Source organism: Burkholderia anthina (assembly GCF_001547525.1).
GTDB classification, from domain to species: domain Bacteria; phylum Pseudomonadota; class Gammaproteobacteria; order Burkholderiales; family Burkholderiaceae; genus Burkholderia; species Burkholderia semiarida.
In genome coordinates, this window is sequence record NZ_CM003768.1 from 1,184,865 (window position 1) to 1,201,599 (window position 16,735).

A 16,735-nucleotide genomic window follows, 5' to 3' on the forward strand; every position below is an offset into this window, starting at 1 on the left:
GCGCGCATGCTGCGCGGCCGGGGCAGGCGCGGGAGCCGAATGGACGAACCGACTTCGATTTGCGGGGTGCTATGAGAATTGCTGTACTGGATGACGATCCGGCCCAGACGGATTTCGTCAGTCAAACGCTGACGGCCATCGGCCACACGTGCTACGCGTTCAAGGAAGGCAAGGCCCTGAAAAAGCGCCTGCAGCGCGAGACGTTCGATCTGCTGGTGCTCGACTGGAACGTGCCCGACATGTCCGGCGAGGAAGTGCTCAAGTGGGTGCGCGCCAACCAGACCGAGCACAGCCTGCCGATCATCTTCATGACGAGCCGCGACGACGAGGCGGGTATCACGCAGATCCTCAACGCCGGCGCCGACGATTACGTGGTCAAGCCCGTGTCGGGCCCGATCCTGCGCGCGCGCATCGGTTCGCTGCTGCGCCGCGCGTATCCGGTCAACGCCGAGGCGACCGTTCGCGAATTCGACCAGTTCCGTTTCGACGTGAACCTGAAGCAGGCGTACGTCGGCGACAAGGCCGTGAGCCTCACGCAAAAGGAATTCGAGCTCGCGCTGCTGCTGTTCCAGCATCTCGACCGGCCGCTGTCGCGCGCGCACATTCTCGACCTCGTGTGGAAGCAGGCGACCGACATCCCGTCGCGCACGATGGATACGCACATTTCGATGCTGCGCACCAAGCTCGGCCTGCGGCCCGAAAACGGCTACCGTCTCGCGCCGATCTACGGGTACGGCTACCGGCTCGAACGGGTCGGCCAGGGGGAACCGGAGTGATCACGCGAATCACGCCGCGCACGGCGAGCCTGCGTACGGCGGCGCTGCACGCGGCCTGCGCGGCGGCGTTGGCGTTCGCCGTGCAGCCCGCCGTCGCGCAGCCGCCCGCCGCCGCGGGCAAGATGGTCGTCTATCGTACGCAGGCGGGCGACACGCTGTACGACGTCGCCGCGCGCTACCTGCAAGGCGCGGACGACTGGCAACTGCTCCAGCAGATCAACGGCGTGCCGGCGCCCAGGCACCTGCAGCCCGGCATCGCGCTGAAGCTGCCGGTCGCGCGGCTGCGCAAGGAAAAGCTCACCGCACGCGTGGTCGCGGTGCAGGGCACGGCCGAGCGCGCGTCCGGCGGCGCCTTCGCGCCGCTCGCGAACGATGCGACGCTCGCCGAAGGCGACCGCGTGCGCACGGGCGCGAACGGCTTCGTGACGATCGAGCTGAGCGACGGCACGCACATGAGCCTGCCGCCCGACAGCCAGCTCGACCTGAAGTCGCTGCGCCGCACGGTGCTGACCGGCACGCTCGATCGCGAGTTCGAACTCACGCGCGGCTCGGTCGACAGCGAAGTCACCCACCTGAAGAAACGCGACGACCGCTTCCAGATCCGCTCGCCGTCGGTCGTGGCCGGCGTGCGCGGCACGCGCTTTCGCGTGAACTACGACGCGGCCGGCAATGCGACGACGCGCGTCGAAGTGCTCGACGGCACCGTCGGCGTCGCGGGCGGCCGGCGGCCGGCCGACGCGACGCTCGTGCATGCGAATTTCGGCAGCGTCGCGACGTCGTCCGGCGCGGTCGGCGCGCCCGTCGAACTGCTGGGCGCGCCAACGCTCGCGCATCCCGACAAGGTGCAGGACGAGCCCGACGTCGCCTTCGACGTCACGCCGCTCGCGCAGGCGCATGCGTATCGCGTGCAGCTCGCGCACGATGCGGGGCTGCTCGACCTGTTCCGCGAGACGCGTACCGATTCGCCGCGCGCGGTGTTCCGCGACGTGCCGAACGGGAACTACTTCGTGCGGATCGCCGCGATCGATGCGAACGGCCTCGAGGGACGGCCGCGCACCTATGCGTTCGAACGCCGCGTGATGGGGCTCGACGCGAGCGCGTCGCAGGGCGCGGGCGGTTACGAGTTCCGCTGGTCGCCGAATGGCTCGGGCAAGAACGCGCGTTACCGCTTCGTGCTGTCGCGCTCGAAGGACCTGAGCGCGCCGGTCGTCGATCAGGTCGGCCTGCACGCGCGCCAGATCACCGTCGCGCACCTGCCGCCGGGCGACTATTTCTGGGCCGTGACCGTCGAGGATTTCGAAGGCGGCAAGTTCTACGAGAAGACCAGTCCGGTCAGCGCGTTCACGTTGTCGCGCTGACCCGCGGCGCATGAGACACGACTCCGTTTCTCCGCGGCGGCGCCTCGGCCGCCGCTTCCTGATCGAATGGATCGCGATCGGCTGCCTCGGGATCGCGGTGATCCTCGCGTGCGCGCTCGGCCGCCTGTCGTCGAGCGTCGACGGGCTGATCTACGACCGGCTGCTGATGCTGCGCAGCCTGCCGCTGTCGCCCGACGTGGTCGTCGTCGACATCGACAACCAGAGCGTATCCGCGCTCGGTCGCTGGCCGTGGCCGCGCGACGTGCACGCGCGGCTGCTCGACACGCTCGCGCGCGCACAGCCGGCCGCCGTCGTCTACGACGTGCTGTTTACCGAACCGTCGCCCGAGGATCGCGCGTTCGCGGACGCGATGAGCCGCGTGCCGACCTTCCTGCCGGTGCTGCTGAGCCCCGAGCAGGCGGACGGCGCGCGTTCCGTCGATCCGCCGGTCGCCGCGCTCGCCGCGCGCGCGACTGGGCTCGGCCATATCAATCTCGAAGTCGATCGCGACGGGATCGTTCGCAGCGTCGCGCTGTTCGAAAGCGACGGCCGCGTGCGCTGGCCGCAACTGATGGTGCCCGTGTACCGCGCGATCCAGGCCGGCCGGCTGCACCCCGTCGGCGGCGTGCCCGGCGCGAACGCGCACGACCTGTCGCGCGATGCGGCGGGCGAAGGGCGCTACCTGATCCCGTTCAGCCGCAACACGCCCGCGTATCCGACACTGTCGTTCGACGACGTGCTCGAAGGGCGCGTGAAGCCCGACGCCCTGCGCGGCAAGATCGTCGTCGTCGGCGTGACCGCGTCCGGGCTGTACGATCGCTTCGCGACGCCGGTGTCCGGCGAGTTCGGTCCGCTCGCCGGCGTGTACATCCATGCGAACGTGCTCGACATGCTGGCGACCGGCAGCGCGATCTCGCCCGCGTCGCGCGCGGGATTGTTCGTCGCGTCGCTGCTGCCGCTCGCCGTGTTGCTGGGCGGCTTCCTGATGCTGTCGCCGTGGCGCGCGCTGCTGCTGACGCTGAGCCTGGCCGCGCTCGCCGTGGTCGCGAGCGTGACGCTGCTGTTCGAGGCGCGCATCTGGCTGACGCCGGCGCCGGCGATCTTCGGGCTGATCGCCGTCTACCCGATCTGGAACTGGCGGCGGCTGGAAATGACGATGTCGTATCTGCGTCGCGAGCTGCAGAAGCTCGCCGACGAGCCGCACCTGCTGCCCGAGGCGCCGCGCACGCGCAACGTCGGCGGCGACGTGCTCGAGCGGCAGATGGCGCTGATGGCGCAGGCCGCGCAGCGCGTACAGGACATGAAGCGCTTCGTGTGGGACAGCCTCGACAGCATGCCCGAACCGATCTTCGTGACCGACCTCGCCGGTACCGTGCTGATCGCGAATCATGCGGCCAAACGCTACGGGTCGCGGCTCGCGCTGCCGCTGCCGGAAGGGCGGCCGCTGCGCATCGCGCTCGGCGAGCTGACGTTCATGAAGACGGTCGACGGCAACGCCGAGCATGACGCGGCGATCCGCGAGCACTGGCCGGCCGCGCTCGACCCGACGCTCGAGGCCGAGCACGACGCGATGGCGCGCGGCATCGAGGTGCGCGACCGGGACGGGCTCGACCATCTGCTACGCTACGCCGCGTGCACGAACGCGCAAGGTCGCGTGACCGGCTGGATCGCCGGCCTCGTCGACGTGACCGAGCTGCACGCGGCCGAGCGGCAGCGCGAGGAAGCGCTGCACCTGCTGTCGCACGACATGCGTTCGCCGCAGTCGTCGATCCTCGCGCTGGTCGAGATCGAGCGCGACCGCGTCGAGAGCGATGCGATGCGCGGGCTGCTCGCGCGGATCGAGCGTTATGCGCACCGCGCGCTGTCGCTCGCCGACGAGTTCGTGCAACTGGCGCGCGCCGAGTCGCAGGCGTACCAGCTCGAGGCGACGAGCCTCGTCGACGTGCTGATCGATGCGAGCGACGAGGTGTGGCCGCAGGCGCAGGCGAAACACATCCGGATCGAGACCGACGTGGGCGCCGACATGTGCTGGGTGCGCGCGGACCGCTCGCTGATCACGCGCGCGTTCGTGAACCTGCTGAACAACGCGGTCAAATACAGTCCGTCCGACACGGTGATCACGTGTACGCTGACGGTCGAGCACGCAACGAAGCGGATGTTCTGTACGATTCGCGATCAGGGGTACGGCATCGCGCCGGAAGATCAGCGGCATCTGTTCGAGCGTTTCAAGCGGTTCCATGCCGGCGAGCGGCCCGAAATCTCGGGTTCCGGGCTCGGCATGGCGTTCGTGAAGACGGTCGTCACGCGCCATGGGGGCAGCGTGTCGGTCGACAGCGAAGTGGGTGTCGGCACCGCGGTGACGGTGTCGCTGCCCGCGATCGACGAGCCGTCCGCCTGACAGGGCCGGGCGCGACGGCAGGCATTTGGGGAAAGCCATGAGAAAGCAATGGGCGGCGGCCGCGCTGGCGGCGTCGCTGTTGGCGGGTTGCGCCGGCGTCACGAGCGGCGTGAGTGCGGTCGGGCAGCCGGATGCGTTCGCCTCCGGTGCGCACGGCTACGATTTCGTGCGGACGGCCGCGCAGGCGGGCGATGCCGAGTACCGGCAGATCGAGACGCTCGTGCGCGACGAGCTCGCGCGCCGCGGCTTCGATGCGCAGCCGCTCAAGGACGCGCGTTACCGGTTGTCGATCGCGTACGCGACGCAGCCGGCGGCGGTCGCGGCAAGCGCCGAGCGCTGCGGCGCGGCGAGCAGCGCATGTGTGACGGTCGACGGGCCCGCGCCGCTCGCGCTGCCGTTCATGGGCCGCGTGTACCGCCACGTGCTGACGCTGCGGTTCGTCGATGCGAAATCGGGTGCCGACGTCTATCGCGTGTCGGCGTCGCTGCGCGATCGCGATCCGGGTACGCAGCAGGCCGCGCCAGCGCTCGTGAAGAGTGCGCTGGCAAAGGTCCCGTTCGGCGACGGCACCGGCTGGCTGGTCAAGACGAAAAAAGACGACGCGGGCGGCATGCCGGGCGTCGTCTCGGTGAAGCCGGCCGACGCGCGCTGAAGGCGCCGGCCGCAAGGTGAGGGCGGGCCCGCCGGGGCAGGCCCTTGCCGCGTTCAGACGGCCGGTTGGCCGCCGTCGCGGGTGCGCAGGTACGTCTCGAACTCCGCGCCGACTTCCGGGTGGCGCAGCGCGAATTCGACCGTCGCCTTCAGGTAGCCGAGCTTGCTGCCGCAGTCGTAGCGCGTGCCCTGATACTTGTAGGCCAGCACCTGTTCGTCGGCGAGCAGCGCCTGGATCGCGTCGGTGAGTTGCAGTTCGCCGCCCGCGCCCGGTTTCAGCGCGCGCAGGTGCTCGAAGATCCGCGGCTTCAGGATGTAGCGTCCGACCACGCCGAGGTTCGACGGCGCGACTTCCGGCGCCGGCTTCTCGACGATCGCCGACATCTTGACGATCGACTCTTCCCATTCCTTGCCGTCGACGATCCCGTACGATTTCGTCTCCGACGGCGGGATCTCTTCGACGCCGATCACCGAGCTGTGATAGTGGTCGAACACGTCGACCATCTGCTTCATCACCGGCGGGTTGCCGTCGAGCAGGTCGTCCGCGAGGATCACCGCGAACGGATTGTCGGCGACCAGCTTTTCCGCGCACAGCACCGCGTGGCCGAGGCCGAGCGCTTCCGGCTGGCGCACGTAGAAGCAGTCGACATGGCTCGGCTTGATGCTGCGCACCAGCTCGAGCAGCTTTTCCTTGCCGCGCGCCTCGAGTTCGGCCTCGACTTCGTACGATTTGTCGAAGTGATCCTCGATCGCGCGCTTGCTGCGCCCGGTCACGAAGATCATCTCGGTGATGCCGGCAGCGATCGCTTCCTCGACCGCGTACTGGATCAGCGGCTTGTCGACGACCGGCAGCATTTCCTTCGGGCTCGCCTTCGTTGCCGGCAGGAACCGCGTGCCGAGACCGGCCACGGGGAATACCGCCTTGGTGACTTTCAACATGATCGAACCTTTATTCCTGTAATCGACTTGTCAGACGGTCTATGTTCACGTCCGCATTATAGTGAACGCAAATGACCTTACCCTTTGTTACGCAGGCAACCGATCGAGCTGAGCACGCAGTTTTTCGAGCGTGCTCTGGAATTCCGCGACGCGTTTTTGCTCCTGTTCGACCACAGCCGGCGGCGCTTTCGCGACGAAAGCCTCGTTGCCGAGCTTCGCGTTGCACTTCGCGATCTCGCCCGTCAGGCGCGTGATTTCCTTCGCCAGGCGCTCGCGTTCGGCCGCGACGTCGATTTCCACCTTCAGCACCAGCTTGTTCGGGCCGACGATCGCGATCGGCGCGCCGTGCGCCTGCTGGTCGAGCGACGCTTCGTCGGCCAGGATCTGCACTTCCGACAGGCGCGCGAGCGCCTGGACGTACGGCGCGAACGAGCGCAGGCGCTCGGCGTCGCCGGCGGCCAGCAGCGGCACCTTGGTGGCCGGCGACAGGTTCATCTCGCCGCGCAGGTTGCGGCAGGCGTCGACGATCGCCTTCAGGTCGGCCGCCCACTGCTCGGACGCCTCGTCGATCTTCTGCAGATTCGCGATGGGGTAGGCCTGCGTCATCAGCGACGCCTCGCCGTCGGCCTTGCCCTGCGGATAACGGCCGGCGAGCGGCGCGACCTTCTGCCAGAGCGCTTCCGTGATGAACGGGATGACCGGATGCGCGAGGCGCAGCACCGTTTCCAGCACGCGCAGCAGCGTGCGGCGCGTCGCGCGCTGCTGTTCCGGCGTGCCGTTCTGGATCTGCACCTTCGCGAGTTCGAGATACCAGTCGCAGTACTCGTCCCACACGAACTTGTAGATGCTGCTCGCGATGTTGTCGAAGCGGTAATCGGCGAAACCCTTCGCGATGTCGGCTTCGGTGCGCTGCAGCAGCGACACGATCCAGCGGTCCGCCGCGGAGAAATCGAGGTAGCCGCCGGGGCCGCAGTCGCCCGCGCCGCACACTTCGGGCTTGTCTGCGCCGCAGTCGTGACCTTCGCAGTTCATCAGCACGAAGCGCGTCGCGTTCCACAGCTTGTTGCAGAAGTTGCGATAGCCTTCGCAGCGCGCGAGGTCGAAGTTCACGTTGCGGCCGAGCGTCGCCATCGACGCCATCGTGAAGCGCAGCGCGTCGGTGCCGAACGCCGGAATGCCGTCCGGGAATTCCTTGCGCGTCTTCTTCTCGATCGTGGCGGCCTGCTTCGGGTTCATCAGGCCCGTCGTGCGCTTCGCGACCAGCGTGTCGAGATCGATGCCGTCGACGATGTCGATCGGGTCGAGCGTGTTGCCCTTGCTCTTCGACATCTTCTGGCCTTCCGCGTCGCGCACGAGGCCGTGCACGTACACGGTGTGGAACGGCACCTTGCCGGTGAAGTGCGTCGTCATCATCACCATCCGGGCGACCCAGAAGAAGATGATGTCGAAGCCGGTGACGAGCACCGACGACGGCAGGAAGTGCTGCAGTTCGGGCGTTTCGTTCGGCCAGCCGAGCGACGAGAACGGCACGAGCGCGGACGAGAACCACGTGTCGAGCACGTCCTCGTCGCGCTTGAGCGCGCCCGCATAGCCCTTCGCCGCGGCCTGCGCACGCGCTTGCTCCTCGTCGCGCGCGACGAACACCTCGCCGTTCTCGCCGTACCACGCGGGAATCTGGTGACCCCACCACAGCTGGCGCGAGATGCACCAGTCCTGGATGTTTTCGAGCCACTGGTAGTAGGTGGTCGTCCAGTTTTCCGGTACGAACTTGATCTGGCCGCTGCGCACGACGTCGAGCGACGTTTCGGTGATCGACTTGCCCGGATTGAACGTGCCTTCCGGCGCCGGCTTCGTCATCGCGACGAACCACTGGTCGGTCAGCATCGGCTCGATCACGACGCCCGTGCGGTCGCCGCGCGGCACCATCAGCTTGTGCGGCTTCACCGAGTCGAGGAAGCCCTGCGCGTCGAGGTCGGCGACGATCGCCTTGCGCGCGTCGAAGCGATCGAGGCCGCGATACTGCTCGGGGCCGTTGTCGTTGATCTTCGCGTCCAGCGTCAGGATCTCGATCGGCGCGAGGTTGTGGCGCAGGCCGACCTGATAGTCGTTGAAGTCGTGCGCGGGCGTGACCTTCACGACGCCCGTGCCGAATTCGCGGTCGACGTAGTCGTCGGCGATCACCGGAATCTCGCGGCCCGTCAGCGGCAGCGTGACGAGCTTGCCGATCAGGTGCGCGTAGCGTTCGTCTTCCGGGTGGACCATCACCGCGACGTCGCCGAGCATCGTCTCGGGGCGTGTGGTCGCGACGGTCAGCGAGCCCGAACCGTCGGCGAGCGGGTAGCGGATGTGCCACAGGTGGCCGTTTTCTTCCTCGCTCACGACTTCGAGGTCCGACACGGCGGTGAGCAGCACCGGATCCCAGTTGACGAGGCGCTTGCCGCGATAGATCAGGCCCTGTTCATACAGCGTGACGAACACGTCGCGCACGGCGGCCGACATCTTGTCGTCCATCGTGAAGTATTCGCGCGACCAGTCGGTCGACGCGCCGAGGCGGCGCACCTGGCCGGTGATCGTCGAGCCGGACTTCTGCTTCCATTCCCACACGCGCTCGACGAACTTCTCGCGGCCGAGGTCGTGGCGCGACACGCCCTGCGCGTCGAGCTGGCGCTCGACGACGATCTGGGTGGCGATCCCCGCGTGGTCGGTGCCGGGCACCCACAGCGTGTTCTCGCCGAGCATCCGGTGGTAGCGGGCGAGGCCGTCCATGATCGTCTGGTTGAACGCGTGGCCCATGTGCAGCGTGCCGGTGACGTTCGGCGGCGGCAACTGGATCGCGAAATCGGGGCGCGCCGGATCGAATGCCGGGGCGGCATAGCCGCGTTTTTCCCACTCGGGCCCCCATTGGGACTCGATGGTGTGGGGTTCGAAGCTCTTCGCCAGCGTGTTGTCGCTCATGGTGGAAATTTGCCGAAAAATGCGTGAATTGGATGCCGAATCCTACAATTATAAATGGATGCACATCGGCCAGCCATCGCCCGTCCGGCGCGGGGCCTCTCGGGACGCGCCCGCAACGTGCGTCCGACATGCGACCGAATCGATCGGAAACGGCATCGCGCGACGGACTTATAATGTCGGGTCCGCATTTTTCTCGCCCGTCAGCTGCCGCTCCATGCCCGATCTGCTCGCCAATCTGAACCCCGAACAACTCGCCGCCGTCACGTTGCCGAACGAACCGGCGCTGATCCTCGCAGGGGCGGGCAGCGGCAAGACCCGCGTGCTGATCACGCGCATCGCGTGGCTGATCCAGCAGGGCTACGCATCGCCGCCCACCGTGCTCGCCGTCACCTTCACGAACAAGGCCGCGCGCGAGATGATGGCGCGCCTGTCGGCGATGATGCCGATCGACACGCGCGGGATGTGGATCGGCACGTTCCACGGCCTGTGCAACCGGATGCTGCGCACGCACTGGCGCGACGCGGGCCTGCCGCAGACCTTCCAGATCCTCGACACGGCCGATCAGTTGTCCGCGATCAAGCGGCTGATGAAGGCGGCGAACGTCGACGACGAAAAGTACCCGCCGAAGAACGTCCAGTACTTCATCAACAACGCGAAGGAGCAGGGGCTGCGCCCGGACAAGGTCGACGCGACCGACAACTTCAACCGCAAGTTCGTCGAGCTGTACCAGGCGTACGACCAGCAGTGCCAACGCGAAGGCGTCGTCGACTTCCCCGAGCTGCTGCTGCGCTGCTACGAACTGCTCGCGTACAACGCGCCGCTGCGCGCGCATTACCAGGCGCGCTTCCGGCATATCCTCGTCGACGAGTTCCAGGACACCAACAAGCTGCAGTACGCGTGGCTCAAGATGCTCGCGGGCGGCGAGAACGCGATCTTCGCGGTCGGCGACGACGACCAGTCGATCTACGCGTTCCGCGGCGCGAACGTCGGCAACATGCGCGACTTCGAAGACGAATTCCGCGTGCGCAACCTGATCAAGCTCGAGCAGAACTACCGTTCGCACGGCAACATCCTCGACGCGGCGAACCAGCTGATCTCGAACAACGCGCACCGCCTCGGCAAGAACCTGCGCACCGACGCCGGCCACGGCGAGCCCGTGCGCGTGTACGAAGCCAGCACCGATTCGCAGGAAGCCGGCTGGATCGTCGAGGAGATCCGTTCGCTGATCAACACCGGGATGGCGCGCAGCGAAGTGGCCGTCCTGTACCGCAGCAACGCGCAGTCGCGCTCGATCGAGCACACGCTGATGTCGTCGGGCATTCCGTACCGCGTGTACGGCGGCCTGCGCTTTTTCGAGCGGCAGGAAGTGAAGCACGCGCTCGCGTACCTGCGCCTGATCGACAACCCGAACGACGATACCGCATTCGCACGCGTCGTGAACTTCCCGACCCGCGGAATCGGCGCGCGCTCGGTCGAGCAACTGGCCGACGCGGCGCGCCTGTACGGCTGCTCGATGGCCGCCGCGATTCCGTACGTGACGGGCAAGGCCGGCACGAGCCTTGGCGGGTTCGCGAACCTGATCGCGAAGATGCGCGCCGACACGCAGCACATGAACCTGCCCGACACCGTCGAGCACATCGTGCGCGCGAGCGGCCTCGCCGATTTCTACCAGGGCGAGCGCGAAGGCCAGGACCGCCTGGAAAACCTTCAGGAACTCGTGAACGCGGCCACCGCGTTCATCGCCGAGGAAGGCTACGGGCTCGACACGCCGGCTCGCTCGATCCCGCTGCGCGCGGGCGCGATCGCGGCGCCCGAGCTGGGCACGGCGACCGACGATCCGGCGCTCGACGTGCTCGATGCGGCGTCGCCCGCCGACCCCGCCCAGAACCCCGACACGATGACGCCGCTCGCCGGCTTCCTGTCGCACGCGTCGCTGGAGGCCGGCGACAACCAGGCGCAGGCCGGTCAGGACGCGGTGCAGCTGATGACCGTGCACGCGGCGAAGGGGCTCGAGTTCTCGGCCGTGTTCATCACGGGGCTCGAGGAAGGGCTGTTCCCGCACGAGAACAGCGTGCTCGAATCGGACGGCCTCGAGGAAGAGCGCCGGCTGATGTACGTCGCGATCACGCGCGCGAAGGAGCGCCTCTACCTGTCGTTCGCGCAAAGCCGGATGCTGCACGGCCAGACCCGCTACAACGTGCGCTCGCGCTTCTTCGACGAACTGCCGGAGCACGTGCTGAAGTGGCTCACGCCGAAGGTCGAGGCCGGCTCGCGCTGGGGCGGGCGCTCGGACAACGCCGGTTACGGGCGCGACTGGTTCGCGCGCCCCGGCGGCGGCAGTCGCGAGCAGATCGTCGACGCGGCCGTGTCCGCGCCGCTGCCCGCGTTCGCGGACAAGCAGCGCGCGGCCGACGCCGGCTTCCGGGTCGGCCAGCAGGTGTTCCATACGAAGTTCGGCGAAGGCACGGTCACCGCGCTCGAAGGCAACGGCACCGATGCGAAGGCGCAGGTGAAGTTCAAGCGCCACGGCGAGAAGTGGCTCGCGCTCGCGGTCGCGAAACTGCAGGCGGTGGAATGATGGACGTCGACCTGGGTGTTGCGCCTGCCGCGCGTCCGCTCGGCATTCTGGCCGCGCTGCCGGAGGAACTCGGCGACCTGATCGCCGCGATGCGCGCCGACGGCGCGATGAAGACGGTCACGCTCGGCCGCCGCGATTATCACGTCGGCACCGTGCACGGCGCGGCCTGCGTCGTCACGCTCGCGCGGGTCGGCAAGGTCGCGGCCGCCGCGACGGTCAGCGCGCTGATCCACGTGTTCGGCGTGTCGGGCGTGGTGTTTACCGGCGTCGCGGGCGGTGTGTCGCGCACGGTGCGCGTCGGCGACGTCGTCGTGGCCGATACGCTGCTGCAGCACGATCTCGACGCATCGCCGCTCTTTCCGCGCTACGAGGTGCCGCTGCTCGGCATCACGCGTTTCGCGACCGACGCGGCGCTGACGGCCCGCTTGCGGGCCGCGTGCGCGCTGTTCGTCGACGAAGAGGGCGCGCGGTTCGCCGAGCGCTTCGGGCTCGCCGGCGCGGCGCTGCACGCGGGGCTCGTCATCAGCGGCGACCGCTTCGTGTCGAGCGAGCGGGAAGTGCTCGCGCTGCGCGACGCGCTGCCGGACGCGCTCGCGGTCGAAATGGAAGGCGCGGCGATCGCGCAGGTGTGCGCCGAACACGACGTGCCGTTCGCGCTCGTGCGCACGATCTCCGATACGGCCGACGACCACGCGACGCAATCGTTCTCGCACTTCCTGTCAGCGATCGCGGGCAGCTACTCGTCCGGCATCCTCAAGCGTTTCCTGACGCTGCATGCCACGACGGCGGCCTGAAGCCGCCGTCGAACCCTTCTCCATTCGAATCGGCCGGCCGCGGCGCGTGTGCCGCGGCCGGCCGGTCGTCATGCCTGCTTGCGTCCGCTGCCTTCGAGGTTCGGCAGGAACACCGTCAGCACGCCGATCAGCGGCAGGAACGAGCACACCTTGTAGACGAACGGGATGCTCGTCGCGTCCGCGAGCTGGCCGAGCACGGCGGCGCCCACGCCGCCCAGGCCGAACGCGAAGCCGAAGAACAGGCCCGCGACCATCCCGACCTTGCCGGGCATCAGTTCCGTCGCATAGACGAGGATCGCGGCGAACGCCGACGCCAGCACGACGCCGATGATCACGGTCAGCACGCTCGTCCAGAACAGGTTCGCGTACGGCAGCAGCATCGTGAACGGCGCGACGCCGAGGATCGACACCCAGATCACGTACTTGCGGCCGATCCGGTCGCCGACCGGGCCGCCGATCAGCGTGCCGGCCGCCACCGCCGCGAGGAACACGAACAGGTGGATCTGCGCGGCCTGCACCGACAGATGGAACTTGTCGATCAGGTAGAACGTGAAATAGCTGTTGATGCTCGCGAGGTAGAAGTACTTCGAGAACACGAGCAGCACCAGCACGCCGATCGCACCCATCACGCGGCCGCGCGACAGCGTCGGGTGGCCGACCGACGCGGCCTTCTTCTTCATCGACGGATGCTTCTTGTACCAGTGGCCGATCTGCGTGAGCACGATCATCGCGACGAGCGCGGCCGCCGAGAACCACGCGATGCTGTGCTGGCCGTGCGGAATGATCACGAGCGCGGCAAGCAGCGGCCCGAGCGCGGAGCCTGCATTGCCGCCCACCTGGAACACCGACTGTGCGAGCCCGTGCCGGCCGCCCGACGCCATCCGCGCGACCCGCGACGATTCGGGATGGAACACCGACGACCCGCAGCCGACGAGCGCGGCGGCCACGAGCAGCATCGGGAAATTCGACGCCGCCGACATCAGCAGCAGCCCCGCGAGCGTGAAGCCCATGCCGACCGGCAGCGAATACGGCTTCGGACGCTTGTCGGTATAGAGGCCGACGAGCGGTTGCAGCAAGGACGCGGTGATCTGGTAAGTGAGCGTGATCAGGCCGATCTGCGCGAACGACAGCGCGAACTGGCTCTTGAGCATCGGGTAGATCGCGAGGATCAACGACTGGATCATGTCGTTGAGCATGTGCGAGAAGCTGATCGCGCCGAGCACCGGGTAGACGGTGCGGGCAACGGGCGGTGCGGACGGCTGGGCGGCGGCGCCGGCCCGGGAGTCGAGGCTGGTTTCCATGTGAGCTGAACGAGTTGAGGTGGCAGGCGCGCTCTGTTGGGGATCGGCGCGTGGGTTGATTCGTTGATGCGTCAATGAAGTGTAATGTGGCGTATCAAGAATGTCAGGCCAAGTTTTATCGCGAATCGGACATTCATCGGACGGATCGGCTGCTGCGTGCTTTTTGGACGGGTATAACGCTGGCGGCGCGTCCGCCCTTCAGCGGGGCCGCGCCGGGGCCCGGTGCGTGTTTTTCCGGACTCAAGAAACGGCGGTGGCGGCCGTAGAACGACCCAATGACGACACGCGCGCCGCGCCTGGCGCCGGCTACCCGCCGGGCGGGCGCAGGACGCGCGGCATGGCCTGCCATCGCGGGACAGCCGGACCGACCTTTCCGGCAGCGTGATCCATACGGGGATAGTTCGATGAAAGCAGCATCTTTGCATCCACAGCCCGGTGCGGCAGCCGCCGCATCCGACGCCGCCGCCGGTCGCGTCACGCGACGCGCGCGAGCGGCGCGCCGAGAGCGCCGGCCGTGGACCGTCAAGGCGACGTTGCGCGCCGCATTCGCGATCCTGCTGGCCGGTACGCTCGCGATCGGCGTGTTCTCGCTGTGGCAGATCAGCCGGCTGAACGCGTCGATCGCGTCGGTCTACGAGCAGGGCCACGTCGCGAGCCGGGCGGCGGCGGAGGTGCGGGCCGAGGTGCTGCGCGCGAGCCGCGCGCAGAAGATGCTGCTGACCGCGACCACCGCGAAGGAGCGTGACGAACTCGGCGCCGAAGTGAGCGCGGGGCTCGCGTCGATCGGCCAGGCGCTCGGCACGCTGCAGCGCTATGCGGATCCGGCCGACGCCGGCGATTCGGCGCGGCTGCGCGCGTTCTCGACGGCGGTCGGCACGTGGAGCGCGCATCTGCGCGATTTCGTCGCGCTGGTGCGCGCGCAGCCGCTCGACCTGTCGCAGATGAACTGGCAGGTCGGCACGCAGGACGTGTCGCTGCTGGTCGAAACCAGCAAGCTCGAAAAACTCGTCGCCGAACTCGTGAAGACGCGCGGCGAAAAATCGAAGGCGACGCTCGATGCGTCCGCGACCATTTTTTCGTCGTCGTTCGCGATGATCGCGGCAATGACGGCCGCGCTGATCGTGCTGGCCGTCGCGATCGCCGAGCGCGTCGTACGACGCCTCGCGTCGCAGCTCGGCGGCGAGCCCGCGCTCGCGAAGGAGATTGCCGCGGGCATCGCGCGCGGTGACCTGACGCGGCCGATCACGCTCGGCCGGCACGATCGCGACAGCATGGTGCGCGCGCTGGCCGAGATGCAGACGGGGCTCGCGGCAACCGTGGGCGAGATCGCGGTGAGCGCCGAAGCCATCGCGGCCGCGTCCGGCGAGATCTCGACCGGCAACCTCGACCTGTCGCGGCGCACCGAGCAGCAGGCCGTCGCGCTCGAGCGCACCGCGGCCAGCATGGAGCAGCTCACGTCGACCGTGCGGCAGAACGCCGAGAACGCGCGGCAGGCGAGCACGCTCGCGGCCAATGCGTCGGCGGTGGCGGAGACGGGCGGGGAAGTCGTCGGGCGCGTGGTCGCGACGATGAGCGAGATCGACGACAGCGCGAAGAACATCCGCGACATCATCGGCACGATCGAGGGGATCGCGTTCCAGACCAACATTCTCGCGTTGAACGCGGCGGTCGAGGCCGCGCGCGCCGGCGAGCAGGGGCGCGGTTTCTCGGTGGTCGCCGGAGAGGTGCGGCTGCTCGCGCAGCGCTCGGCGACCGCGGCCAAGGAGATCCGGGAACTGATCGGCGCGTCGGTCGAGCGCGTGGCGAACGGTGCGGCGCTCGCGCACGACGCCGGTCGCACGATGGACGACGTGGTGCGTGCGGTCAAGCGCGTGACCGACATCATCGGCGAGATTTCGGCGGCGTCGGACGAGCAGAGCGCGGGGATCGACGAGATCGGCCGCGCGGTCACGCAGATGGACGCCGGCACCCAGCAGAACGCGGCGCTCGTCGAACAGGCGGCCGCGGCCGCGAACGCGCTCGACGAGCAGGCGCAGGCATTGAAGGCGCTGGTCGGGCGCTTCCGCATCGCACCCTGAGCGTGCGGCGCGCCCCGCCGATTACCGTTTCTTCTGCTTGTCCGGATCGATGATGACCGTGCAGGTCGTGCCCGCCGACAGCACCACGTCGGCCGGCACTTCGTCGATCTTGATGCGCACCGGCACGCGCTGCGCGAGACGCACCCAGTTGAAGGTCGGGTTCACGTCCGCGACGAGGTCGCGGCTTTGCGGGTTGTCGCGATCGTAGATGCCGCGCGAGATGCTCTCGACGTGGCCCTTCATCACGCCGCCGCTCATCAGCCGCATTTCGGCCGGCGCGCCGATCTTCACGCGCGGCAGCTTGGTTTCCTCGAAGTAGCCGTAGACCCAGAACGAGTGGCTGTCGACGATCGCGAGCTTCGCCTGGCCGGCCACCGCGTAGTTGCCCTTGAAGGTCTGCAGGTTCGTGATGTAGCCGTCGACCGGCGCGACGACGCGCGTGCGTTCGAGGTTGAGCTTCGCGGCGTCGAGCGCGGCGAGCGCCTGCTGGTACTGTGCTTCGGCGCTCGATGCGCTGTGCGCCGCATTCTCGCGGTTTTCCTTCGACACGACGAGCGCATCGAGGTCCGCGCGGCGGGCCGCATCGTCGCGGCGCATCTGCAGTTCCGCGCGGCGGGCGGCCACCGCCGCCTGCGCCTGCTCGACCGCGATCTGGTAGTGCGACGGATCGATCTGCATGATCAGGTCGCCTTTCTTCACGAGCTGGTTGTCATGCACGGGCAGCTCGACGATCGCGCCCGACACGTCCGGCGCGACGTTGACGATCTCCGCGCGCACGCGCCCGTCGCGCGTCCACGGATCGTCCATGTAGTGCACCCACAGCGAGCGCCCGATCAGGATCGCGACGAGAAGGATGACGGCGGTCGCGACGAAGCCGAAGAGTTTTCTGAGCATCATGATGGTTCGG

Annotated in this window: 11 protein-coding genes; 7 read left to right on the plus strand and 4 right to left on the minus strand. The window is 68.2% G+C overall.

Going from position 1 to position 16,735, the window contains the following annotated elements; genetic code table 11:
• Window positions 1-71: 71 nt before the first annotated feature.
• Genes WS64_RS05470 through WS64_RS05485 form a run of 4 tightly spaced genes read left to right on the plus strand, consistent with a single transcriptional unit; the run spans window position 72 to window position 5,184 of the window.
• A complete protein-coding gene (locus tag WS64_RS05470; RefSeq protein ID WP_027784223.1) occupies window positions 72-776 on the plus strand; it encodes a response regulator transcription factor in 705 nt (234 codons plus the stop codon).
• Window positions 773-2,134, plus strand: a complete 1,362-nt coding sequence (locus tag WS64_RS05475; protein ID WP_060965938.1) for a FecR family protein — start codon at window positions 773-775, stop codon at window positions 2,132-2,134. The genes WS64_RS05470 and WS64_RS05475 overlap by 4 nt, the downstream gene beginning before the upstream one ends.
• Window positions 2,135-2,144: 10 nt before the next feature.
• The gene (locus WS64_RS05480; protein ID WP_060965939.1) at window positions 2,145-4,532 is read left to right on the plus strand and encodes a CHASE2 domain-containing protein; all 2,388 of its coding nucleotides are present in this window, start codon (window positions 2,145-2,147) and stop codon (window positions 4,530-4,532) included.
• Between the two features lie 37 nt (window positions 4,533-4,569).
• The gene (locus tag WS64_RS05485; protein WP_059575864.1) at window positions 4,570-5,184 is read left to right on the plus strand and encodes a DUF4136 domain-containing protein; all 615 of its coding nucleotides are present in this window, start codon (window positions 4,570-4,572) and stop codon (window positions 5,182-5,184) included.
• Between the two features lie 53 nt (window positions 5,185-5,237).
• Here WS64_RS05485 and galU read toward each other — a convergent pair whose 3' ends face one another.
• Window positions 5,238-6,122: a UTP--glucose-1-phosphate uridylyltransferase GalU gene (galU, locus tag WS64_RS05490; RefSeq protein ID WP_059575861.1), complete on the minus strand. Its 885-nt coding sequence runs from the start codon at window positions 6,120-6,122 to the stop codon at window positions 5,238-5,240.
• Between the two features lie 87 nt (window positions 6,123-6,209).
• Window positions 6,210-9,077: a valine--tRNA ligase gene (locus tag WS64_RS05495; protein WP_059575859.1), complete on the minus strand. Its 2,868-nt coding sequence runs from the start codon at window positions 9,075-9,077 to the stop codon at window positions 6,210-6,212.
• 214 nt (window positions 9,078-9,291) lie between these two features.
• On the opposite strand from WS64_RS05495, the gene WS64_RS05500 reads away from it, so the two are divergent.
• Both WS64_RS05500 and WS64_RS05505 read left to right on the plus strand, forming a co-directional pair.
• Complete coding sequence (locus WS64_RS05500) at window positions 9,292-11,655, plus strand: UvrD-helicase domain-containing protein (protein WP_059575855.1); 2,364 nt, start codon at window positions 9,292-9,294, stop codon at window positions 11,653-11,655.
• Entirely contained in the window at window positions 11,655-12,449 is a 795-nt protein-coding gene (locus WS64_RS05505) for a 5'-methylthioadenosine/adenosylhomocysteine nucleosidase (protein WP_406806132.1), read from the plus strand. Before WS64_RS05500 ends, WS64_RS05505 begins: the two co-directional genes overlap by 1 nt.
• Window positions 12,450-12,517: 68 nt before the next feature.
• On the opposite strand, the gene WS64_RS05510 is transcribed toward WS64_RS05505, so the two are convergent.
• Window positions 12,518-13,750 carry an MFS transporter gene (locus WS64_RS05510; protein ID WP_060965940.1) on the minus strand — a complete coding sequence of 411 codons (1,233 nt, stop codon included), beginning with the start codon at window positions 13,748-13,750 and terminating at the stop codon, window positions 12,518-12,520.
• A gap of 404 nt (window positions 13,751-14,154) precedes the next feature.
• Here WS64_RS05510 and WS64_RS05515 point away from each other — a divergent pair, with 404 nt between their 5' ends.
• A complete protein-coding gene (locus WS64_RS05515) occupies window positions 14,155-15,828 on the plus strand; it encodes a methyl-accepting chemotaxis protein (protein WP_060965941.1) in 1,674 nt (557 codons plus the stop codon).
• 21 nt (window positions 15,829-15,849) lie between these two features.
• Here WS64_RS05515 and WS64_RS05520 read toward each other — a convergent pair whose 3' ends face one another.
• A complete protein-coding gene (locus WS64_RS05520; protein WP_060316250.1) occupies window positions 15,850-16,725 on the minus strand; it encodes an efflux RND transporter periplasmic adaptor subunit in 876 nt (291 codons plus the stop codon).
• Between the last annotated feature and the right edge of the window lie 10 nt (window positions 16,726-16,735).